Source organism: Lentzea sp., assembly GCF_036380075.1.
In the GTDB taxonomy this organism is placed as follows: Bacteria; Actinomycetota; Actinomycetes; order Mycobacteriales; family Pseudonocardiaceae; genus Lentzea.
The window spans coordinates 17,677-36,964 of the sequence record NZ_DASVFL010000240.1 but is presented as its reverse complement, the minus strand read 5'-3'; the positions used below and the strand labels follow the sequence as shown (position 1 = coordinate 36,964).

23 protein-coding genes are annotated in these 19,288 nt (G+C 72.6%); 8 read left to right on the top strand and 15 right to left on the bottom strand.

From position 1 onward, the window contains the following. Positions 1 to 132: 132 nt before the first annotated feature. Genes VF330_RS26380 through VF330_RS26360 form a run of 5 tightly spaced genes read left to right on the top strand, consistent with a single transcriptional unit; the run spans position 133 to position 3,481 of the window. Entirely contained in the window at positions 133 to 531 is a 399-nt protein-coding gene (locus VF330_RS26380; protein WP_330854371.1) for a helix-turn-helix transcriptional regulator, read from the top strand. Further along, positions 531 to 1,325, top strand: a complete 795-nt coding sequence (modA, locus tag VF330_RS26375) for a molybdate ABC transporter substrate-binding protein (protein ID WP_330854370.1) — start codon at positions 531 to 533, stop codon at positions 1,323 to 1,325. The genes VF330_RS26380 and modA overlap by 1 nt, the downstream gene beginning before the upstream one ends. Beyond that, entirely contained in the window at positions 1,322 to 2,122 is an 801-nt protein-coding gene (modB, locus tag VF330_RS26370) for a molybdate ABC transporter permease subunit (RefSeq protein WP_330854369.1), read from the top strand. Before modA ends, modB begins: the two co-directional genes overlap by 4 nt. Continuing rightward, the gene (locus VF330_RS26365) at positions 2,119 to 3,165 is read left to right on the top strand and encodes an ABC transporter ATP-binding protein (protein WP_330854368.1); all 1,047 of its coding nucleotides are present in this window, start codon (positions 2,119 to 2,121) and stop codon (positions 3,163 to 3,165) included. Before modB ends, VF330_RS26365 begins: the two co-directional genes overlap by 4 nt. Positions 3,166 to 3,223: 58 nt before the next feature. Next, positions 3,224 to 3,481: a hypothetical protein gene (locus VF330_RS26360; RefSeq protein ID WP_330854367.1), complete on the top strand. Its 258-nt coding sequence runs from the start codon at positions 3,224 to 3,226 to the stop codon at positions 3,479 to 3,481. 39 nt (positions 3,482 to 3,520) lie between these two features. On the opposite strand, the gene VF330_RS26355 is transcribed toward VF330_RS26360, so the two are convergent. From VF330_RS26355 to VF330_RS26285, 15 genes are all read right to left on the bottom strand, one after another. Continuing rightward, positions 3,521 to 4,315: an ion transporter gene (locus VF330_RS26355; RefSeq protein WP_330854366.1), complete on the bottom strand. Its 795-nt coding sequence runs from the start codon at positions 4,313 to 4,315 to the stop codon at positions 3,521 to 3,523. A gap of 124 nt (positions 4,316 to 4,439) precedes the next feature. Beyond that, the gene (locus VF330_RS26350) at positions 4,440 to 5,306 is read right to left on the bottom strand and encodes an ABC transporter ATP-binding protein (protein ID WP_330854365.1); all 867 of its coding nucleotides are present in this window, start codon (positions 5,304 to 5,306) and stop codon (positions 4,440 to 4,442) included. Beyond that, on the bottom strand, positions 5,303 to 5,701 hold the full coding sequence (locus tag VF330_RS26345) for a GntR family transcriptional regulator (protein ID WP_330854374.1): 399 nt from the start codon (positions 5,699 to 5,701) through the stop codon (positions 5,303 to 5,305). The genes VF330_RS26350 and VF330_RS26345 overlap by 4 nt, the downstream gene beginning before the upstream one ends. 37 nt (positions 5,702 to 5,738) lie before the next feature. Then, on the bottom strand, positions 5,739 to 6,722 hold the full coding sequence (locus tag VF330_RS26340; protein ID WP_330854364.1) for an ABC transporter permease subunit: 984 nt from the start codon (positions 6,720 to 6,722) through the stop codon (positions 5,739 to 5,741). Then, complete coding sequence (locus tag VF330_RS26335; RefSeq protein WP_330854373.1) at positions 6,719 to 7,462, bottom strand: ABC transporter ATP-binding protein; 744 nt, start codon at positions 7,460 to 7,462, stop codon at positions 6,719 to 6,721. The genes VF330_RS26340 and VF330_RS26335 overlap by 4 nt, the downstream gene beginning before the upstream one ends. Before the next feature lie 125 nt (positions 7,463 to 7,587). Continuing rightward, positions 7,588 to 8,424, bottom strand: a complete 837-nt coding sequence (locus VF330_RS26330) for an NAD(P)-dependent oxidoreductase (protein WP_330854363.1) — start codon at positions 8,422 to 8,424, stop codon at positions 7,588 to 7,590. A gap of 3 nt (positions 8,425 to 8,427) precedes the next feature. Continuing rightward, positions 8,428 to 8,925 (bottom strand): hypothetical protein, encoded by a 498-nt coding sequence (locus VF330_RS26325; RefSeq protein WP_330854372.1) that lies wholly within the window; start codon positions 8,923 to 8,925, stop codon positions 8,428 to 8,430. A 5-nt stretch (positions 8,926 to 8,930) separates the two neighbouring features. Continuing rightward, on the bottom strand, positions 8,931 to 10,589 hold the full coding sequence (locus tag VF330_RS26320) for a class I adenylate-forming enzyme family protein (protein WP_330854362.1): 1,659 nt from the start codon (positions 10,587 to 10,589) through the stop codon (positions 8,931 to 8,933). Further along, the gene (locus tag VF330_RS26315) at positions 10,586 to 11,167 is read right to left on the bottom strand and encodes a hypothetical protein (protein ID WP_330854361.1); all 582 of its coding nucleotides are present in this window, start codon (positions 11,165 to 11,167) and stop codon (positions 10,586 to 10,588) included. The genes VF330_RS26320 and VF330_RS26315 overlap by 4 nt, the downstream gene beginning before the upstream one ends. Continuing rightward, positions 11,164 to 12,285, bottom strand: a complete 1,122-nt coding sequence (locus tag VF330_RS26310) for a beta-ketoacyl-[acyl-carrier-protein] synthase family protein (RefSeq protein ID WP_330854360.1) — start codon at positions 12,283 to 12,285, stop codon at positions 11,164 to 11,166. The genes VF330_RS26315 and VF330_RS26310 overlap by 4 nt, the downstream gene beginning before the upstream one ends. Next, positions 12,282 to 12,512 (bottom strand): hypothetical protein, encoded by a 231-nt coding sequence (locus VF330_RS26305; protein WP_330854359.1) that lies wholly within the window; start codon positions 12,510 to 12,512, stop codon positions 12,282 to 12,284. Before VF330_RS26305 ends, VF330_RS26310 begins: the two co-directional genes overlap by 4 nt. Next, positions 12,509 to 12,805, bottom strand: a complete 297-nt coding sequence (locus tag VF330_RS26300) for an acyl carrier protein (RefSeq protein WP_330854358.1) — start codon at positions 12,803 to 12,805, stop codon at positions 12,509 to 12,511. Before VF330_RS26300 ends, VF330_RS26305 begins: the two co-directional genes overlap by 4 nt. Before the next feature lie 10 nt (positions 12,806 to 12,815). After that, on the bottom strand, positions 12,816 to 14,180 hold the full coding sequence (locus tag VF330_RS26295; protein ID WP_330854357.1) for a fatty acid--CoA ligase family protein: 1,365 nt from the start codon (positions 14,178 to 14,180) through the stop codon (positions 12,816 to 12,818). Continuing rightward, the gene (locus VF330_RS26290) at positions 14,180 to 15,250 is read right to left on the bottom strand and encodes a 3-dehydroquinate synthase II (RefSeq protein WP_330854356.1); all 1,071 of its coding nucleotides are present in this window, start codon (positions 15,248 to 15,250) and stop codon (positions 14,180 to 14,182) included. Before VF330_RS26290 ends, VF330_RS26295 begins: the two co-directional genes overlap by 1 nt. Beyond that, entirely contained in the window at positions 15,247 to 16,050 is an 804-nt protein-coding gene (locus VF330_RS26285) for a 2-amino-3,7-dideoxy-D-threo-hept-6-ulosonate synthase (RefSeq protein ID WP_330854355.1), read from the bottom strand. The genes VF330_RS26290 and VF330_RS26285 overlap by 4 nt, the downstream gene beginning before the upstream one ends. Before the next feature lie 210 nt (positions 16,051 to 16,260). Here VF330_RS26285 and VF330_RS26280 point away from each other — a divergent pair, with 210 nt between their 5' ends. Genes VF330_RS26280 through VF330_RS26270 form a run of 3 tightly spaced genes read left to right on the top strand, consistent with a single transcriptional unit; the run spans position 16,261 to position 19,240 of the window. Then, positions 16,261 to 16,854, top strand: a complete 594-nt coding sequence (locus tag VF330_RS26280) for a flavodoxin family protein (RefSeq protein ID WP_330854354.1) — start codon at positions 16,261 to 16,263, stop codon at positions 16,852 to 16,854. Continuing rightward, positions 16,851 to 18,341 carry an MFS transporter gene (locus tag VF330_RS26275; RefSeq protein WP_330854353.1) on the top strand — a complete coding sequence of 497 codons (1,491 nt, stop codon included), beginning with the start codon at positions 16,851 to 16,853 and terminating at the stop codon, positions 18,339 to 18,341. The genes VF330_RS26280 and VF330_RS26275 overlap by 4 nt, the downstream gene beginning before the upstream one ends. Further along, a complete protein-coding gene (locus tag VF330_RS26270) occupies positions 18,332 to 19,240 on the top strand; it encodes a LysR family transcriptional regulator (RefSeq protein WP_330854352.1) in 909 nt (302 codons plus the stop codon). The genes VF330_RS26275 and VF330_RS26270 overlap by 10 nt, the downstream gene beginning before the upstream one ends. The last annotated feature ends 48 nt before the right edge of the window (positions 19,241 to 19,288 follow it).

Here is a 19,288-nt window from a genome sequence, read left to right as displayed (position 1 = left end):
CGGATTGCCCGCGTGAGCGCGTCTACGGCGTCCAGATCGGCTTCGATCCGTGAGCACGGCACCAGATCACGATTCGATCCGCAAACGCCGCCCGCTGTTGCATCCGCAGAAGCGGAACCTAGTATGTCAGTCGTGCCGAATCTGCGGATCAGTGAAGCGGCCGCGATGCTCGGGGTCAGCGATGACACCGTGCGGAGGTGGGTCGAGAACGGGCGGCTGGCGTCGACGACGCTCGACAACGGGCGCAAGGCCATCGACGGCAAGGAGCTCGCCGCGTTCGTGCAGCGGATGACCGAGACCGCCGAACCCGGTGTCACCGTCGCCGCGTCCGCCCGCAACCGGATGCGCGGGATCGTCACCCGCGTCCTCAAGGACGGGGTGATGGCGCAGGTCGAGATGCAGGCGGGGCCGTTCCGCATCGTGTCGCTGATGAGCCGCGAGGCCGCCGACGAGCTCGGGCTCGAGGTCGGCAGCGTCGCGGTCGCGTCGATCAAGTCCACCAATGTCGTCGTCGAGATCCCGGAGGCCTGATGTCCACCACCGTGCGGGCGGTCGCCGTGACGGCCGCCGCGGCGCTGGCGCTCGCGGGCTGCGGCTCCGGCGCGCAGACCACCACGTCGTCGTCCACCACCTCGGAGGCGTCGAAGGTGACCGGTGACATCACCGTGTTCGCCGCGGCGTCGCTGACGGAGACGTTCACCCGGCTGGGCAAGGACTTCGAGGCCGCGAACCCCGGCACGAAGGTGAAGTTCAACTTCGCCGGCAGCTCGGCGCTGGCGCAGCAGCTCAACCAGGGCGCTCCGGCGGACGTGTTCGCGTCGGCGGCTCCGGCGAACATGAAGCAGGTCACCGATACCGGGACGATCACGGGCACGCCCACGACGTTCGTGCGGAACAAGCTGGAGATCGCCGTGCCGAAGGGCAACCCCGGCAAGATCGCCGGACTGCCGGACTTCGCCGACGCCGGCAAGAAGATCGCCCTGTGCGCTGAGCAGGTTCCCTGTGGTGCCGCGGCGAAGAAGGTGTTCGAGGCGGCCGGGGTGACGCCGCAGCCGGACACCCTGGAGCAGGACGTCAAGGCCGTGCTGACCAAGGTCTCGCTCGGCGAGGTCGACGGCGCGCTCGTCTACAAGACGGACGTGAAGGCCGCGGGCGACAAGGTCGAGGGCATCGACTTCGCCGAGGCCGACAAGGCCGTCAACGACTACCCGATCGCCCCGGTCGCGAAGGCCCCGAACGCGGCCGCCGCCAAGGCGTTCGTCGACTTCGTGCTCTCCGACAAGGGCAAGTCGGTGCTGAGCGCGGCGGGCTTCGTCAGCCCGTGACGCGACATCGAGGACGAGGACGGCTTCCGGTCGTCCTCGCCCTGCCCGCGTTCGTCGGCCTGGCGTTCCTGCTGGTGCCGCTGGCCGGTCTGCTGGTCAAGGCGCCGTGGGGGAGCCTGTCCGGGCAGCTGTTCAGCGCCGAGGTCGGGGAGGCGCTGCGGCTCTCGCTGATCTGCGCCTCGCTGGCCACGGTGCTGTGCCTGCTGCTCGGCATCCCGCTCGCCTGGCTGCTGGCGCGCTCCGGCCTGCCCGGCAGGGGGTTCCTGCGCGCCCTGGTGACGGTGCCGCTGGTGCTGCCGCCCGTGGTCGGCGGTGTGGCGTTGCTGCTGGTGCTCGGCCGGCGCGGCCTGATCGGGCAGCACCTGGACGCGTGGTTCGGGATCTCGTTGCCGTTCACCACAGCCGGTGTGGTGGTGGCCGAGGCGTTCGTGGCCATGCCGTTCCTGGTGATCTCGGTCGAGGGCGCGTTGCGCGCGGCCGACCCCCGGTTCGAGGAAGCGGCGGCGACGCTCGGGGCGTCGCGCTGGCTGACGTTCCGGCGGGTGACGCTGCCGTCGGTGCTGCCGGGCGTGGTGGCCGGCGGGGTGCTGTGCTGGGCGCGGGCGCTGGGGGAGTTCGGCGCGACGATCACGTTCGCGGGCAACTTCCCCGGCGAGACGACGACCATGCCGCTCGCCGTGTACCTCGCCCTGGAAACCGATCCGGACGCGGCGATCGTGCTGAGCATCGTGCTGCTGCTGGTGTCCGTGGGCGTGCTGGCCGGTCTGCGCGACCGGTGGATCAGCGGGCCGACATGACCCTGACCGCGGAACTGCGCGTCACGCGCGGGAACTTCAGCCTCGACCTGGACGTGACGATCGCGTCCGGCGAGGTCGTGGCGTTGCTCGGGCCGAACGGCGCGGGCAAGTCCACCGCACTGCGCGCACTGGCCGGCCTGCTCCCGTTGACGTCCGGGCACATCGCGGTCGGGGAGTCCACTTGGGACAGCGCGGACGCGTTCGTCCCGGCCGAGAAGCGCCCGATCGGCGTGGTGTTCCAGGACTACCTGCTCTTCGCGCACATGTCGGCGCTGGAGAACGTGGCGTTCGGGCTCCGGGCCCGCGGCACCCGGCGCGCCGAGGCCCGTGCCGAAGCCGCGCGGTGGCTCGGCCGCGTCGGCCTGGACGGCTACGCGCAGACCAGACCCCGTTCCCTGTCGGGAGGTCAGGCCCAGCGCGTCGCCCTGGCCCGCGCCCTCGCGACCGGGCCGAGCCTGCTCCTGCTCGACGAACCCCTCGCCGCCCTGGACGCGAGCACGCGCCTGCAGGTGCGGTCGGAGCTGGGCCGGCACCTCGCGGACTTCGGCGGCCACACGCTGCTGGTGACGCACGACCCGTTGGACGCCATGGTGCTCGCCGACCGGCTGGTGATCCTGGAGAACGGCCGCGCCGTGCAGCAGGGCACGCCGTCCGAGGTCGCCCGCCGGCCGCGCACCGACTACGTGGCGAACCTCGTCGGCCTGAACTTCTACCGCGGCACCGCCACCGGCACGTCGGTGGCGCTGGACGGCGGCGGCAGCCTCACCGTGCCGGCGCCGGTCGACGGCCCGGTGCACGTCGTGTTCCCGCCGACCGCGGTGAGCCTGTACCCGGACCGGCCGTCCGGCAGCCCGCGCAACGCCTGGCCCGTGACCGTCGCCGCGATCGAGCAGCACGCCCACACCACCCGCGTCCGGCTCGACGGCGCCCCGGCCGTGCTGGCGGACATCACCACGGCCACGCTCGCGGACCTGCGGCTGCGGCCCGGCGACGGGCTGTGGGCGGCCGTCAAGGCGACGGAGACGCACGCCTACCCGGTCTGACGGCGTAAACGCGGCTGGTCGCGGCGGTTATCCCGAACCGCCCGGGGTATCTCGCGCCATGACCACCTCGCAGTCCACGCCTCGCGGCGACCCGCGCCGGTCGCCGAGCCCCACCGAACACCTGGCAGCCGGCGCCGTCGTCACGTGCTTCGACCCGTCCCCGTCCACCGACCGCCCGTTCCGCCGCGGTGTGGCCGTCGGGCCCGAGATCGCCGATCCGCGGACGAGACGTCTGTGGATCCCGCTGATCTGGCCCGACCTCGCGGTCGACCTGGTCGACCTCGCTCTGGTCGTGGACATCGCGCCCGTGCGCTGATGCTCACGATCGTTTCAGTGCAGAACGAAACAAACCGCGTCAGACGGACGCCTTGCTCCGCAGCACCTCGACGTCCTCACGCAGCTTGCGGACCTCGGCGAGGATCTCCATCGTCGCGGCCATCTCCTCGCGGTCGTGCTCGGCGTGCTCCTCGGTCATCTGCGTCTGCATCGCGCTCACCGCCACCGCGATGAACAGGTTGAGCACGGTGAACGTCGTGACGACGAGGTAGCCGACGAAGAAGATCCACGCGAACGGCTTCTCGGCCATGACCTGCCGGGCGACCTCCGACCACGCCTCGCCGGTCATGACCTGGAACAGGGTGAACAGCGACTCGCCCAGGTCGCCGAAGTACTCGGGCGCGACGCCGCTGAACAGCTTCGTGGCGATCACCGCCGACACGTAGAGCACCAGCGCCAGCAGCGCGGTGATCGACGCCATTCCCGGCAGCGCGGTCAGCAGCGCCGCCACGACCCGCCGCATGCTCGGCACCACCGACACCAGCCGCAGGACGCGCAGCACCCGCAACGCGCGCAGCACCGAGAACGTCCCGGACGCCGGCAGCAGCGTGACGGCGACGACCGCGGTGTCGAACCAGTTCCACGGGTCGCGGAAGAAGTCCCTGCCGTAGGCGCCGAACCGCAGCGCCAGCTCGACGACGAACGCGGCCAGCGCCAGCCGGTCGACGAGGTGCAGGACGTCGCCGAACGACGCGAGCAGCACCGGCGAGGTCTCGGCGCCCAGCGTGACCGCGTTGACCAGGATCACCGCGGTGATCACCTTGTTGAACCACGGGGCGTCCACCAGGACGCGCAGCCGACCACTCGGGATCAACGGGACAACTCCTGGCACGGCGGGGAAGCGGAACGGACGAAGATCAACCTAGCGAGTGGGCTGGACCGGTCGTCGGTTCGCCCGTTCGGCCGCTTTCGCCCGACTGATGCCGCGCCGGCCGGAGTCAGCCGCGCCGGGCCGCGATCCGGCGTTCGCGCGACGCCCGCAGGTACCCCATCACGAGCGACTCCAGGTCCGGTTCCGCCTCCGCCCACCCGGTGGGCGCCGGGCCCGCGTCGCGCAGCAGCAGGGTGGACTGCCGCCGGGTGCGGGTGGCACTGATGAGCGTTCCGTCCACACCGGACTCGTCCGCGGCCGGTCCGGTCAGGATCCGGTGCCGCGCCAGGACTTCGTCGATGTCGCCCTCGACCTGCACGCGGCCCTCGTCGACGAGCAGGACGTGGTCGCACACCTCGCGCAGGTCCGTGAGCAGGTGCGAGGACATCACGACGGTGGTGCCGCGGTCGGCGACCTCGGTCATGATGATCCGCAACGTCTCGTCGCGGGCCAGCGGGTCGAGGTCGGACAGCGGTTCGTCGAGCAGCAGCAGGCGGGGGAGCCGGCCCAGCGCCATCGCGATGGCGACCTGGGTCAGGGAGCCCGCGGAGAGCGTGCCGACCTTCGCGTCGGGGTCGACGCCCGCCAGCAGGCCGAGGACCTCGTGGACGCGGTCGCCCGACCAGCGGTCGTTCATGGCGGCGCAGACGCGTTCCAGCTCGCGGACGGTGAGGTCGCGGTAGAGGGGGCGGTCCTGCGCCAGGAACGAGACGTCGGGGTGGATGCGGCCGCGGACCGGTGTGCCGAAGACGCTCAGCTCGCCCGTGGTCGGGCGGACGAGACCCGCGGCCATCCGCAGCAGGGTGCTCTTGCCGGCGCCGTTGGGGCCGACGAGGGCGACGACCTTGCCCTCGGGGACGGTGAAGTCGCAGTCGCGCACCGCCCAGCGGCCGCGGTACCGCTTGCCGACTGCGGTGGCGGTCAGGGGGTTCATGATCGTTCCTCGGCGGGGTAGTGCTCGGCGCGGACCGCGGTGTAGAGGGCGTCGACGTCCTCCACGACGAGGCCGTCCTCGCGGGCGTGGCCCATCCAGCGGCCGAGCTCCTGCCGCAACGGCGCGTCGTCCCCGGCGGTCGCCTCGGAGGACAGCGACTTCGTCACGAACGTGCCCAGGCCCCGGCGGCCTTCCGCCAGTCCCTCGCGTTCGAGCTCGCGGTACGCCTTGAGCACGGTGTTGGGGTTGACGGCGGTCGCCTCCACCACCTCACGCGCCGTGGGCAGCCGGTCGCCGGGGTTCAGCAGTCCCAGCCGCATGGCCTGCTTGACCTGCTGGACGATCTGGACGTAGGTGGAGACCCCGGAGCGCCGGTCGATCCGGAACTCGATCACATCGGTCAGCATAGGTGCTCCGGGGTCCCCGCCGTGCTCAGCTCTGCCGGCGCAACGCCCAGGCCGTGCCCACGAGCAGCACGACCGCGAGCACGCCGAAGACCGCCAGGTCGACCAGGTGCACCTGCCAGGCCTGGCTGCGCGGCAGGAACGTCGCGAACCGCGCGGTGACGCCGGAGCTGGACAGGCACTGCGCGAAGGCGTCCTGGGACTCGCCCGACGCGTCCTTGCAGGTCTGGTAGAAGGCCATGACCTTGTCGTTGGGGATCGTCTGCCGGGCGGCGTCGAGCCATCCCTTGGAGATCACCAGGCTGCCGTCGTCGTACACGGTCAGCTGCTTGTCCGGGGTGACCTCCTGGCGCTGGGCGGTGAGCACCTGGTGGACCCTGCCGGACAGCGCGAAGCGCGCGACGACGAACACGCCGAGCCCCGCGGTCATCGCGACCAGCGTCCTGCGGGTCACCGCGCCGAGGAACGCGCTGACGGCGAAGGCGAACAACGCGTACCCGGCGGGCGAGACGTGGTCGATGCTGAAGTTGATGGCGTTGTACGACCCGTTCACCTGCGGGCCGAGCGTCCCGGCGGCGGAGAACCACCACGAGACCAGCCATTGCACGGCGACCAGCGCGGCCATCGCGGGCACCAGTGCGATGAGCAGCTTGCTGAGCATCCACCGGGTGCGGCTCACCGACTGGGTGAACGCCAGCACGTGGGTGCCCTGTTCGAGCTCCCTCGCGAACAGGGGAGCGCCGATGAAGACGCCGACCAGCGCGGGGGCGAGGACGACCAGTACCCGGCCGGCGTCGAACGGGGTGCCCCACGCCTCGGCGAACGCCGCCACCGCCCCGTCGGGAGGCGTGCAGTCGCCGACCGCCTTCGCCACGCACGGCGCGAGGCCCGCGGCGGCGATGTCGCCGACCATGCTGGACCGCAGCAGGAGGATGACGCCCGCGCTGACGACGACCAGGCCGAGCAGGGTGATCAGCTGCAGGCGCTGCTGCCGCCACGAAGCCCAGATCATGCCGCCTCCTCCTGTGCCGCCGCCGCGCGCATGTGGCTGAGCGCGAGTTCGCCGAGCGGGGTGCCGCCCGCGCCGAGCCGGGCGACGTCGCCGGCCAGCAGGACCCGTCCCGCGTGGAGCAGGACGAGGTGGTCGCAGACGCCTTCGAGCTCCGCCAGCACGTGCGAGGACAGCACGACGGTGATGCCCTGGGAGCGGGCCTCGGTGATCAGCACCCGCAGGACGGTCTCGCGGGCCAGCGGGTCGAGGTCCGCGAGCGGTTCGTCGAGCAGCAGCAGGCGGGGGCGCTTGCCCAGCGCGAGTGCCAGTGCGACGCGGGTGCGCTGTCCGCCGGAGAGCGTGCCGACCTTCGCGTGCATCGGCACCGACGCCTGCCCGACGAGGTGCTCGGCGTAGCCCTGGTCCCAGGTCGGGTTGGTGTGCGCCCCGAACTTGAGCGTCTCGGCGACCGTGAACTGCTGGTACAGCGGCTTCTGCTGGGCCAGGTAGGACACCGCGGGGTGCAGCCCCCTGCCGGTCGGCCGGTCGCCGAAGACGGTGATCGCACCGGTCGTCGGCGCCAGCAGTCCGGTGACCAGGCCCATCAGCGTGCTCTTGCCGGCGCCGTTCGGGCCGACGAGGGCCACCACCCGGTTCGGCGGGATCACCAGCGACGTCTCCCGCAGCGCCCACCCCCTGCGGTACCTCTTGCCCACGCCGTCGGCGCGCACCGGAGGCGCCTGCTCCGGCGGCCTTCGCATGTCCACTGCCGGCCCCTTTCCGTTGTCTGGTGCCGGCGACATTAGCACCTTTCACTAGTGAACTAGTGAAAGGTGCGGTCGGTCTCGCCGGAGCAACCCGGAGGGGGGACGAACGTCTCGGGTGCCTAGCCCGGCGGGCCCGCGGAGCGCCAGTCGGGGTAACGCGGTTTCCAGCCCAGAGCCTGCCTCGCGCGGTCGTTGGACGCGCCCCGCAGTCGCGTCAGCTGGTGGACGGGGAACCAGCCGAGCAGGCGCTCGGCCATGTCCGCCGGGATCGTGCGCGGCGGTGGCCCGCCCAGCAGAGCCGCGAGCCCCGGCAGCCACTCCGCGGCCACGGCGGGCGAGTCGTCGGTGATGTTGAACGTACCCGGCACGGCGGTCTCGACTGCCAGCACCGTCGCCCGAGCGGCGTCTTCCGCATGCACGAACGACGTGACACCGTCGGCGCCCTCGGGCCGGCGGTAACGGCCGCGAGCGAGCGCGGCGCCGATCGCGCCGTCCGCCGCGTACTGCGTGCCGGGGCCACACAGGACTCCGAGGCGCAGCACGGTTCCCGAGGCCGCCAGCGTCGCCGCCTCCAACGTCGCCACCGCCGCCGTCGTGGTCGCCCATCCGGCATCCGGCGCGTCCAGGTAGAGGGGAGCGTCCTCGTCCAGCACCGCGTCGCCGGCCGGGGCGGTGGCGAACGCGATGCTGTGCGCCACCAGCCGCACCCCGGTCGCCAGCAGGGTGTCCGTGCCGATGGTGCGCAGTAGGGCCGTCTGCTCAAAGGCCCGCGGGTGGCGCAACGCGGAAGCCTGGTGCACCACCACGTCCGGCGCGGCCGACCGGACCGCGTCGAGCACCGCCGCCCGGTCGAGGAGGTCCACGCCGAGCGGCACCACGTCGTGGCCGCGTTCCCGCAACAACGGCAGCAGCGCCCTGCCGAGCACGCCGGTCGCCCCGGCCACCAGCACCCGCACCGCTCACTCCTCCGGATCCGCGCGGACGCGCATCAGCAGCCGGCACGCCGGGTCGCCGTGGCGCAGGCAGCCGGTCGCGCGATTCTCGGTCAGCTCGACGCCGAGGCCGGCCGACCAGCCGGCGTGGATGTCGGTGCACGGGCACTCGTAGCCCTCCAGCGACCCGGCCATCCGCACCATCGTCACCGCGAAGTTCCGGCGCATCACCAGTTCGATCAGGTCGTCGTCGAGCACGTCCACGTCGCCGTCGCGCAGCTCCGACGGGAACATCGCCTCCGCGCACGCCTCGTACCTCTCGCGCAGGCCCTTGATGTCGTCGCCCGCGGCACGGGTGCGCTTCGCGACCTTGCGGCCGATGTTCTCCGCGACGAACCGCAGCGCCTCGGCGTTGATCTCGTTCGCGACCTCGTGGCCGAACCGCTTCGCCACGCCCTGGTACCACCGGGCGTCGTGCAGCCACCACGCCCGGTACGCCTCCATCGCCCGCAGCTGCGGCGACATCTCCGTCACGAGCGCCCTGCCAGCCGGTCGCGGAACCGCTCGCGCAGCTCCCGCTTGAGGACCTTGCCGGTAGCGCCCTTGGTGACCTCGCCGGCGTCCATCACGAGCGCGCGGGTCAACACCGGGAAACCGGCCTTCGCCAGCACCTCGTTGACGTGCGCGGTCCACTCGTCATCGGAACGGGAACCGCCGGTCTGCACCAGCACGTACGCCTCGCCGACGCCGTCGCCGTCCCAGTCGGCCCGCACGCCGTCGGGTGCCACCGCCACCACCGTGCAGTCGGACAGCTCCGGGATCTCGCGCAGCAGCAGCTCTTCCGTGCGGGTGCTGAGCACCAGTCCGTGCGCGGTGCGGATCGCGTCCGGCGCGCGGTCGAGGTGGTAGAAGTTGCCGTCCTCGTCCTGCATCGACAGGTCACCGGTGAGCCAGTAGCCGCCGAGCCGCAACCGGTGGAACGTCAGCGAGTCGTTCCAGTAGCCCGGCGTGAGCGTCGGCGACTTCACGCCGAGTCTGCCGATCTCGCCGGGCGGCAACGGTTTCCCGTCCTCCGACAGCACGGCCGCCTCGGCGAAGCTCATCGGCTTGCCGATGCAGCGGCCGTAGGAGGCGCTGCCGGGCCGGTGGCCGTTGTGGAAGATCGAGTAGCCGGTCTCGGACGAGCCGAGGCCGTCGGTGAACACCGAACCGGGCCTGCGGACGCGCTGGAAGTTCTCGTCGATCCACGCGTGGCTGCCCTGCGCGATCAACGCGCGGACGTGCGCCTCGTGGGCGGCGTCACCGGTGTTGTACCAGCCCTCCACCGACGACAGGTCGCGCTTCGACAGGTCGTGCGCGGCCATCTCGCCGTACGTGCCGGCGAAGCCGAAGATGTTGGTGGGCTTGAACTTCTCCGCCGCGTCGAGCACGTCGGCGCCGCGCTGGCTGGACTGCAGGTACACCGGCGAGCGCAGCAGCAGGCCGAACAGCAGCACCGAGATCGAGGCGTTGTGGGAGCCCGGCAACGCGACCAGCAGCCGTCCCATCGAGTTGCCCGTCGACAGCCGCAGCCGGTGCAGCTGGGCGTAGAGCAACGTCTGGTGCGTGTGCGGCACGGCCTTCGGCATCCCCGTGGTGCCGGAGGAGTGCGAGATGATGATCGGGTCCGTCGAGTCGTGCTCGTACGGGAACACCGCGGGCAGCTCGCCGGTTCCGTGCACGTCGGCGGCGGTCACGCCGAAACCGAGCGCCAGCTCGTCGAGGTGCCCGGCGAAGACGTCGCGGTGCGCGTCGTCGGTGAGCACGCCGACCGCGCCCTGGCGGCGCACGTACTCGCGGGCGATCTCCGGCCGCAGGTTGCCGTTGACGAACGACGGGATCGCGCCCAGCGAGGTCAGCGCGAGGAAGTTGACGGCGAACTCGGTGCTGGAGAACGTGTGGATCGCCACCGGGTCGCGCGGCCGCACGCCCCGCGCGTGGTACCAGGACGCGTACTCCTTCACCGCGTCGTACAGCGCGCCCAGCGTGAGGATCTCCGGCCGCGTGCCGTCCGGGGCCGTCCAGGTGCCGTCGGTCCACACCGCCTCGTCGTCGAGCGGGCGGCCGTAGCCGACGACGCGGTGCAGGACGTTGCCCGCGCCGAGCGCGGTGTCGGCGAAGATCTGGGCGCGTTCGGCCTTCGTGATCACCGTCGGTCTCCTTGGGCGGTCGGGGTGGCGGCGAGGGCGTGCAGCCCGGCGACGCCAGGGGGATAGGGCTTGGGCAGGCCGTCACCGCGGCCGACGAGCAGCCCGGCCGCCAGATCGGCGGCGCGCGGTTCGGTGCCGCGCCGCCGGTGCACGGCGTCGGTGCGCGGGGTGCCGGCCAGCTCGACGCCGAGGACGAGCACGCGGTCCAGGTCGTCGGCGAGCAGCAGTTCGGCGACGTCGAGCGGCCCGCCGCCGGGGTGCTCGCCCGGCGCGAGCGACAGCAGCGGCCCGGTGATGTCGTGCTCGATGCTGATCCGGCCGAGGATCGCGTTCGCGGTGGCCTGCATGAACAGCAGCGCGTTCGCGGGCCTGCCCTCGGTGAGCAGCCTGCTGGACAGGTCCGTGGTGACGCTGTCGCCCAGTTCGCTGGCGAGCACGACGCCGAGCCGTGCACCGTCCACACCGGACAGCAGCTGCTCGGCGACCTGGTGCGCCAGCGGGTTGAACGGCGACTCGATGAACCCGGTCACCTGGGGTGCCGTCGCGGTGTCGCCGACGGCCGTGGCGAGGATCTTCACGGCAGCTCCAGCACGAGGGCGGTGTTCGCGCCGCCGAACGCCGCGTTGACGGTCAGCGCCCGCCGCAGCGCGGCCGGCCGTGCTTCGTTCGGCACGTAGTCGAGGTCGCACACCGGGTCGCGGCCGGTGAACCCCGCGGTCGGCGGCACGGTCCGGTCGAGCAGCGCCAGCAGCGTCACGACGAACTCCACCGCGCCCGCGCCTTCGAGCATGTGCCCGGTCGTGCTCTTCGTCGAGCTGACCGGGATCGAGGGGGCGTCGGCGCCGAAGAGCGCGTGCAGACCCGCTGTCTCCGCGCTGTCGTTGTGCTGCGTGCCGGTGCCGTGCGCGTTCACGTAGTCCACCGGACCGCCCTTGCCCAGCGCCGCCGTCGCCGCCAGCACCAGGCCGCGCGCCCGCGGGTGCGGCCGGGCGATGTGGTGCGCGTCCGCCGCGACACCCCAGCCCGGCACGCGCGCCAGCACGTCCGCACCCCGTCGTGCGGCGTGGGCGGCCGACTCCAGCACGACCGCCGCGACGCCGTCCCCGAGCAGCAGCCCGGACCGGCCCTCGCTGAACGGCCGGATCGCGCCGTCGCGCGACAGCGCGCGGCCGGAGTCGAACTTCGACTGGTTCTCCGGCTCGACCAGGTAGCCGCCGGCGCAGACGGCGCTGTCCACGACACCGGCGGCGATCAGCCGGCAGCCGTGGACGATGGCGTTCGCCGACGCCACGCACGCGGTGGTGAACGTCGTCCGCGGGCCGCGCGCGCCGAGCCGTTCGGCGAGCACGTCGGCGAACCGGCCGGCCGCGCTGTCCTCCACGTCGTCGGTGGCGCCGGAGGCCCAGAACGCGGTCACGGCGGTGAAGTCGCCCGCCGCCCCGACCAGCACGGCGGTTCCGCGGCCCGGCGGCAGGCCGGCCATCGCGACCGCCGAGTCGGCCACCTCGGTCAGCGCCGTGCGCAACCGCGGGGTGCCCGGAGCGCACGCGGCGACACCCGTGCGCAGGCCCTCGGTGCCGAACCGCTCGATCGGCCCGAACGCCGCCCGGCCCGCGAACACCCCGGAGCGCAGCGCGTCCGCGCCGTCCCCGAACGCCGTCCGCACGCCGAACCCGGTCACCACCACGTCGTTCATCGCGTCGCCAGCTCCTTCAGGTGGTCGGCGATCCGCCGGGCCGAGGTGGTGCCGGCGAAGCACTCCTCGGACGCCTCCGCGAGCACCCCGCACCGGATCTCCAGCACGTGCAGGAACCAGACCAGGCCCATCGAGTCGAAGACGAACTCGGTGTCGTCGTCCGGCAGGCTCGGGAAGATCTTCGGGTCCGATAGCAGCTCCCGGACCTGGGCGGCGGTGACCGTCATGCCCTGGCACCCCTGGCCACGGTGTCGGCGACCAGCTCGCCGAGGGTCATCGCGCCGACCGGTTCGATGCTGTCGTCGGGGTACTGCACGGAGAACCGCCGCTCCAGCCGCATGGTCAGCTCGATCAGGCTGAGCGAGTCGAGGTCGAGGCCGGTCGCGCCGAGCGTGATCTGGTCGCTGACGGAGTCCTCCGGCAGTGGCTGCCCGAGGTCCTCGACGATCGTGGTGAGGACGAAGTCGCGGATCTCGGACTCCAGCGTCGTCTGCATCGGTTGTCGCCTTTCGGTCTTCACGCCGGGACGGTCAGGCGGGCACGGCCGCGCGCAGCACGTCGTGCCGGCGGACGAGCTTGCCGTTGGGGGTGCGGGGGAGCTGCGGGAGCACGTGGATCTCCCGCGGGATCTTGTAGTCGGCCAGCCGGTCGCTGCACCACGTGAGCAGGTCGCCCGCCGTCGTGCCGCCGACGACGTAGGCCTGGATCGCTCCACTGTGGACGGCCACCGCCTCGGTGACGGCGGGGTGCGTGCGCAGCGCGGCCTCGACCTCGCCGAGGTCGACCTTCAGCCCGCCGACGACCACCAGCGAGTCGCCGCGGCCGTGCAGGTGCAGCCGGCCGTCCTCGTCGAGCTCGGCCCGGTCGCGCACGCGCAGCCAGCCGTCGGCGAACCGGTCACCGCCGCCGCTGAGGTACGGCGACTGCGGCAGGCGCACCTCGACCTCGCCGTTGTGCACCCGCATCTCCACGCCGGGGCACGCGCGTCCGACCGACGGCCGCAGCAGCCCGCTGACGTCCATCGCGATCACGCCGGTCTCGGTGGTGCCGTAGGACTCGCCGAGCCCGATGCCGAACCGGGCCGTGAACACCTCCGCCACCGACGGTTCCATGATCTCGCCGCCGCTCACCGCCGCGCGCAACGACGGCAGCGCGGGGACCTCCCGCGCGGTCGACAGCAACGCGTAGTGGAACGGCGTCCCGAAGAACACGTGCACGTCGTAGCGCGCCGCCGTGGCCAGCAGGTCGGTGGCGGTGAGCTTGCTCGCGAACACCGCCGTGACGCCCTGCGCGAGCCCGTGGAACAGCCCGGCGATCAGGCCGAAGCTGTGCGCGGTCGAGCTGAGCAGCAGCACCCGTTCGCCGGTTTTCGGCATGCCCTCGATCCGCGCGAACCGGTCGATCTCGCCGGCGACCTCCGCCGGGGTGCGGCCGATCATCTTGGGCGTGCCGGTGGAGCCGGAGCTGAACTGCACCAGCCGGTGGTCCGTCGCCGCCGGCAGGCCGCCGCGGATCCGGCTGGTGACCAGCTCGTACTCCGCGGTGAAGCCCGGCGTGGCACCCGCGACGCCGCCGCGGACGGTGAACTGCGGCCTGCCGACCTCGCGCACCGCCTCGACCTCGGCGGACTTGAACCGGTGGTCGACCAGCATCACCTGGGCGCCCAGCGACCACAGCGCGAGCATCGCCTGGACCTGCGTGTAGCTCGGCGGCACCTGCAACAGCACCGTGCTGCCCTCGGTGATGCCGGCGCTCGCGAACAACGCGGCCTCGCGGACCACCATCGCGCGCACGTCGCCGCGGGTGCGGACGTCGTCGCCGTGCGCGAGGTAGGGGAGCGTGTCGTGATGGGCGTCGAACAGGCCGGTGATGAGCGTTCTCATGGAGGTCGTCATCACGACTCCCGGCAGAACTCGCCGATGGGGATGCCGACGTGCCGCTGGTCCGTCGCAAGGTAGCCGAGCAGCTCGTCGCCGTTCTGCAGCTCGGTGACGTTGCGGACCTTCGCGCCGGGGCCGAGCACCCGCACGTGCCAGTCGTCCTGCACGGTCAGGCTGACCACGACGCCGTCCGCCGAGTGCGCGGTGATCGTGAGCAGCGGCCTGGACTCCAGCTTGGCGCGGCCGACGACGACGCGGCGGGTGCGGCCGTCGGAGTCGACGGCGAGCACGGTGCTGCCGGACCTGAGCTCGGACAGGTAGTTGGTGCGGTTGTCCGGCCCGAGCACGTAGGAGTGCAGGGCGCCCGCGTTGACGCGGAACGGGCGGGTCGGCATGTACGGCAGCGGGTGCGTCTCGCTGCAGCACAGGATGAACCCGGTCGAGTACGAGCCGACGAGGATGCCCTCGTCCTCGCGGAAGTGCGAGCAGGTGTCGACGCAGACGCGGTCGCCCAGGCCGTGGTGCTCGATCCGGTCGACGGTCAGCGTCGTGAGCTGGAGGTCCTGCGTCGTGCCCGCCAGCATCCTGGTCAGCGCGAACACGTCGTCGGCGGTGCGCGGGGCGAGCAGGACGCCCTCCGAGCCGCGTTCCAGCACGTCGACGACGATCGACGCCTCCTCCAGGTCCGCGCACACGGTGATCAGCTGGCCCGGTGCCTTGTCCGCGGCCGCCAGCACGATCTCCAGCGGGATCTTGGTCGGGTCGGCGAACTCGACGATCGTGTACGGCAGCCCGACGGCCGCGGCGCACGCGAGCTGCAGCGTGCGGTCGTCGCGCACGTGCACCCACGCGGCGCCCTCGGCGCGGATCAGGGCCGGCAGCTGGTCCTCGTCGTCGATCCGCGTCACGCGGACCGGTGCCTCTCCGTCGCCGACGAGCACGCCGAGCACCGTCGGCGGGAGCTTGGCGAGCAGCGCGGCGTCGTCGGCGACGACGGCCTCGGCCTTGGCGTGGATGGCGGCGTCGACCACCGCCTCGAGCTGCTCGGCGGGAACGGCCCTGACGTCGACCCAAGCGTGTTTCATGCGACACCTGTCGTGAGGAGGGGTTCGGACAGCGCTGCGGGGTTCTGGGCGTGCACCACGGCGGCCAGCCTGGCGACCGTGACCGCGGGGTTCTCCGAGGTGAAGATCCGGCGGCCGACCGCGAGACCGGCGCACCCGGCGTCCATCAGCTCGGCGGCGGAGGCTTCGAGGTTGCGGGCGTCGGGCGCGCCACCGGCGCACAGCACCGGCAGCGGGCAGCTCTCGACGACCTCGGACATCCGGGACGGGACCGCCGGCACCGCGGTCTTCACCAGGTCGGCGCCGAGGTCGGCGGCGATGTTCACCGCGTGGCGCAGCAGGGTGACGTCGCGGGGGTCGTGGATGCGCGGGCCGCGCGGGTAGATCATCGCCAGCAGCGGGACGCCCCAGCGCTGGCAGGCGCCCGCGACCAGGCCGAGGTCGGCGAGCTGGCGGCTCTCGGTGTCGGAGCCGACGTTGACGTGCACGCTCACCGCGTCCGCGCCGAGCCGCAGCGCGTCGTCGACGTCGCCGACGAGCACCTTCGCGTCGGTGTCCGCCGCGTGCGCCGTGCTGGCGGACAGGTGCACGACCAGCCCGCAGTCGCCGAGCGCGGACGGGTTCAGCGTGCGCGCCCGGCCCTTGTGCACGACGAGCGCGTCGGCGCCGCCTCCCGCGATCGCGCGGACCAGGCCGTCCCAGCGCGACCGGTCGCTCACCGGGCCGTCCGAGACGCTGTGGTCGAGCGGGACGAACAGGTGCCTGCCGTCCCCGGTGCGCGAAAGCCTGCGCATTCGCAGGGCTTTACCGTCGATGGTCATCGAGCCTCCTTCCAGGTCACGGGCGAGATGTGCTCGAACGAGGTCGAAGTCTGCTCGGGCCGATCTTCGCAAATCAAATACCAAACAGGGGATAACTCCGGAGTTATCAGTTTTTGAGAACATCGCCAGGTTGACCGGGCTCGATATTTGATTGGATTCTCAGGTAGCTGTGCCATATTCGGCACGCTGTCGGCGACGAGAGGAGCAACGGTGACGTCCGAGGTCCGTGTCGCGATCGCCTACCACGGCGGGCGCGGGCACACCGCGCGGATGGCCGAGGCCGTGGAAGCCGGTGTCAAGGCTGTGACAGGCGCATTCTGCGACCCGGTGGACGTCAGCCGAATAGCCCCCGACGACTGGTTCCGGTTGGACGACTCGGATGCGATCGTGTTCGGCGCGCCCACCTACATGGGCACCGCGTCCGCCGCTTTTCACGCTTTCGCCGAGGCCAGCAGCCGCCGCTGGTTCACCGGCCGCTGGGCCGGGAAAATCTCGGCCGGCTTCACCAACTCCGGCTCCATGGCGGGCGACAAGTCGAGCACGTTGTCCTATTTCGCCACTTTCGCCGCGCAACACGGGATGCTATGGGTCGGACTCGGCCTGCAACCCGGTTGGAACTCCTCCAAGGGCGGCCCGGAGGACCTGAACAGGCTGGGCTTCCACCTCGGCGCGGCCGCGCAGTCGAACCTCGACGAGAAGCCCGACGCGATGCACGACTCGGACCTCGCGACGGCCGAGCACCTGGGCGGACGGGTCGCGCGGTACACCGTGCAGTTCGCGCTCGGCCGCGAGCGCAGGTCGTGACCGGGGTCGCCGCGGAGGTCACCCGGCGCAGGCTGATGCTGGCCGTGGCGCTCGTCGCGCACACCCTCGTGCTGGCCGACAACACGATCATGAACATCGCCGTGGACGTGCTCGCCGACCCGGTGCGCGGCATCGGCGCCGGCACCGGCGAGCTGGCGTGGGCGGTCAGCGCCTACCCGCTGGTGTTCGCCGCCTCCACGCTGACCGGGGGAGCGCTGGCCGACCGGTTCGGCGCGTCCAGGACCCTGCTGCCGGGCCTGCTCCTGCTCGGCGCCGCGTCGGTCGCCGCGGCCCTCGCGCCGAGCGGCGCGGTGCTGATCGCGGCGCGCGCGGTGATGGGAGCCGGGGGCGGTCTGGTCGCCCCCGCGACGCTGACGCTCGTCACGGCAGGGCTGCCGCCGGAGCGCCGGACCCGCGCGGTCGCGTTGTGGTCGTCGGCCGCCGGTGTCGCCGTCGCGGTCGGGCCGGTGCTCGGCGGGGCGTTGCTGTCGCGGTTCTCCTGGCCCGCGGTGTTCCTGGTGAACGTGCCGTTCGTGCTGGTGCTGCTGGTGGCCGCGGTGTTCCTGCCCGCGTTGCCGGTGCCAGGCACCGTGCGGCCGCTCGACCTGCCCGGTGCCGCGCTGTCCGCCCTCGGGCTGGCGGCGCTGGTCGGCGGGATCGTCCAGTGCGGGCGCGAGGTCTCCGCGGGCGCCCTGGCGGTCCTGGCACTCGGCGTCGGGCTGCTCGCGGTGTTCGTGGTCCACCAGCTGCACGCGCGGCACGCCGCGTTCGACATGCGGTTGTTGCTGCGACGCGGTTTCGGCGGCGGGGTGCTCGGGCTGGTGCTGAGCTTCGCCGGGCTCGCCGGGCAGCTGTTCTACTGCGCGTTCTTCCTGCAGGGCGTGCTCGGGCTGGCGCCGGGGGAGGCCGGGTTCGTGATGGTCTCGGCGGCGGCGGGCATCGTGACCGGCAACCGCGTGTGCTCCGCCGCGGCGGAGCGGTTCGGGATGCGCGCGACCGTCCTCACCGGCCTCGTCGCGGCCTCGTCGACCTACGCCGCGTACCTGTTCTTCGACGCGGACACCCTGATCGCGGTGGTCGTCGTGCTGCTGTTCGTCCAGGGGTGCGGAACGGGCCTGGCGTTCGCGCCGCTGACGTCCGGGCTGCTCTCCGGACTGCCACCCGACCGCGTCGGTGCCGGAGCGGGGCTGGCGTCGGTGGCCCGGCCGCTGGGCACCACGGTCGGCGTCGCCGTGCTGGGTGCCGTGCTGACGTCGTCGTACCGCACGGCGATCGAACCGTCGCTGGCCGGTCTTCCGGCCGCGGACGCCGAGCAGGCGCGTGGTTCTGCGGAAGGCACCCGAGCTCTACCGGACCTCGTTGCCGTCGCGGACAGCGCTTACCTGCACGCCATGCACGTGACCGCCGCGTGGGCGACCGCGGTGTCGCTGGTGGGATGTGCCGTGGTGGCCGCGGGACTGCGCCGGATCGGACAGCGATGGAGCTGACCCTGCGGCACCTCGCGCTCGTGGTGGCGGTCGCCGACGCGGGCGGCATCCGCCGGGCGGCGCTGGCGATCGGCGTCGCCCAGCCCGGCGTCACCGCGCAGCTCAAACGGATCGAGCACGACCTGGGCGCCGCGCTGTTCGAACGCAGGGCCGAGGGCGTCGTGCCGACACCGTTGGGCACGCGGTTCATCGCCGAGGCCCGCGACCTGCTGGCCCGCTTCGACGACCTGGTCGCGGGCACCCGCGCGCTGGGCCACGGGGTCGACCCCCGCACGACGTTGCGCATCGGCGCCACGGACAGCCGCGACCTGCCGCGCATCACCCGCGCACTGGCCGAGCTGCTGCCCGGCAGCGAACAGGAGATCGCCGTCGGCGGCGAACCCGACGAGGTGCTCGCCGCCGCCGAGGAGGGCAGGCTCGACGTCGTCGTGCTGGCCGAGCACGCCCACCGCCTCCGGCCGAGGCTGGGCGGGTTCCTCGACCACGACCTGGGCCGCGAACCGCTCCACGTGGCGCTCTCCGCGCAGCACCGCTTCGCCGGCCGCGCCGGGCTGACGCTCGCGGACCTCGCGGGCGAGACCTGGGCGAGCACGTCGGAACAGTCGCCGGAGGAGTGGCGCAGCCTCCAGGAAGCCTGCTCCCGCACCGGGTTCAGCCCGAAGCTCCGCCACCGCGGCCTCGACCGGGCGAGCGCCGAGACGTTGATCCGCCTCGGCCGTGCCGTGGCCGTCCTCCCACCGGACCCGCCCGGCGCCGGGGTCGTCCTGGTGCGGCTCACCGACCCCGGGCTGTGGCGCAGAACGCGTCTCCTTTGGCTTCCCGACTCCCCGATCGCGCCACTCGCGTCTCAGCTGGCGAGGTTGCTGCCAGCGAAGACGGTCCGGGCGGAAGCCTGCTGAGCCCGGACCTGAATCGGTTCGGCCTCTTGGGGGTGGTGACGGCCTCCG

Coding starts and splice junctions, on each gene's coding strand:
- VF330_RS26310 (WP_330854360.1), bottom strand. CDS start 12,285: ATGAACGACGTGGTGGTGACCGGGTTCGGCGTGCGGACGGCGTTCGGG.
- VF330_RS26350 (WP_330854365.1), bottom strand. CDS start 5,306: ATGAACCCCCTGACCGCCACCGCAGTCGGCAAGCGGTACCGCGGCCGC.
- VF330_RS26305 (WP_330854359.1), bottom strand. CDS start 12,512: ATGACGGTCACCGCCGCCCAGGTCCGGGAGCTGCTATCGGACCCGAAG.
- VF330_RS26335 (WP_330854373.1), bottom strand. CDS start 7,462: ATGCGAAGGCCGCCGGAGCAGGCGCCTCCGGTGCGCGCCGACGGCGTG.
- VF330_RS26295 (WP_330854357.1), bottom strand. CDS start 14,180: ATGACGACCTCCATGAGAACGCTCATCACCGGCCTGTTCGACGCCCAT.
- VF330_RS26290 (WP_330854356.1), bottom strand. CDS start 15,250: ATGAAACACGCTTGGGTCGACGTCAGGGCCGTTCCCGCCGAGCAGCTC.
- VF330_RS26285 (WP_330854355.1), bottom strand. CDS start 16,050: ATGACCATCGACGGTAAAGCCCTGCGAATGCGCAGGCTTTCGCGCACC.
- VF330_RS26360 (WP_330854367.1), top strand. CDS start 3,224: ATGACCACCTCGCAGTCCACGCCTCGCGGCGACCCGCGCCGGTCGCCG.
- VF330_RS26270 (WP_330854352.1), top strand. CDS start 18,332: ATGGAGCTGACCCTGCGGCACCTCGCGCTCGTGGTGGCGGTCGCCGAC.
- modA (WP_330854370.1), top strand. CDS start 531: ATGTCCACCACCGTGCGGGCGGTCGCCGTGACGGCCGCCGCGGCGCTG.
- VF330_RS26340 (WP_330854364.1), bottom strand. CDS start 6,722: ATGATCTGGGCTTCGTGGCGGCAGCAGCGCCTGCAGCTGATCACCCTG.
- VF330_RS26325 (WP_330854372.1), bottom strand. CDS start 8,925: ATGTCGCCGCAGCTGCGGGCGATGGAGGCGTACCGGGCGTGGTGGCTG.
- VF330_RS26365 (WP_330854368.1), top strand. CDS start 2,119: ATGACCCTGACCGCGGAACTGCGCGTCACGCGCGGGAACTTCAGCCTC.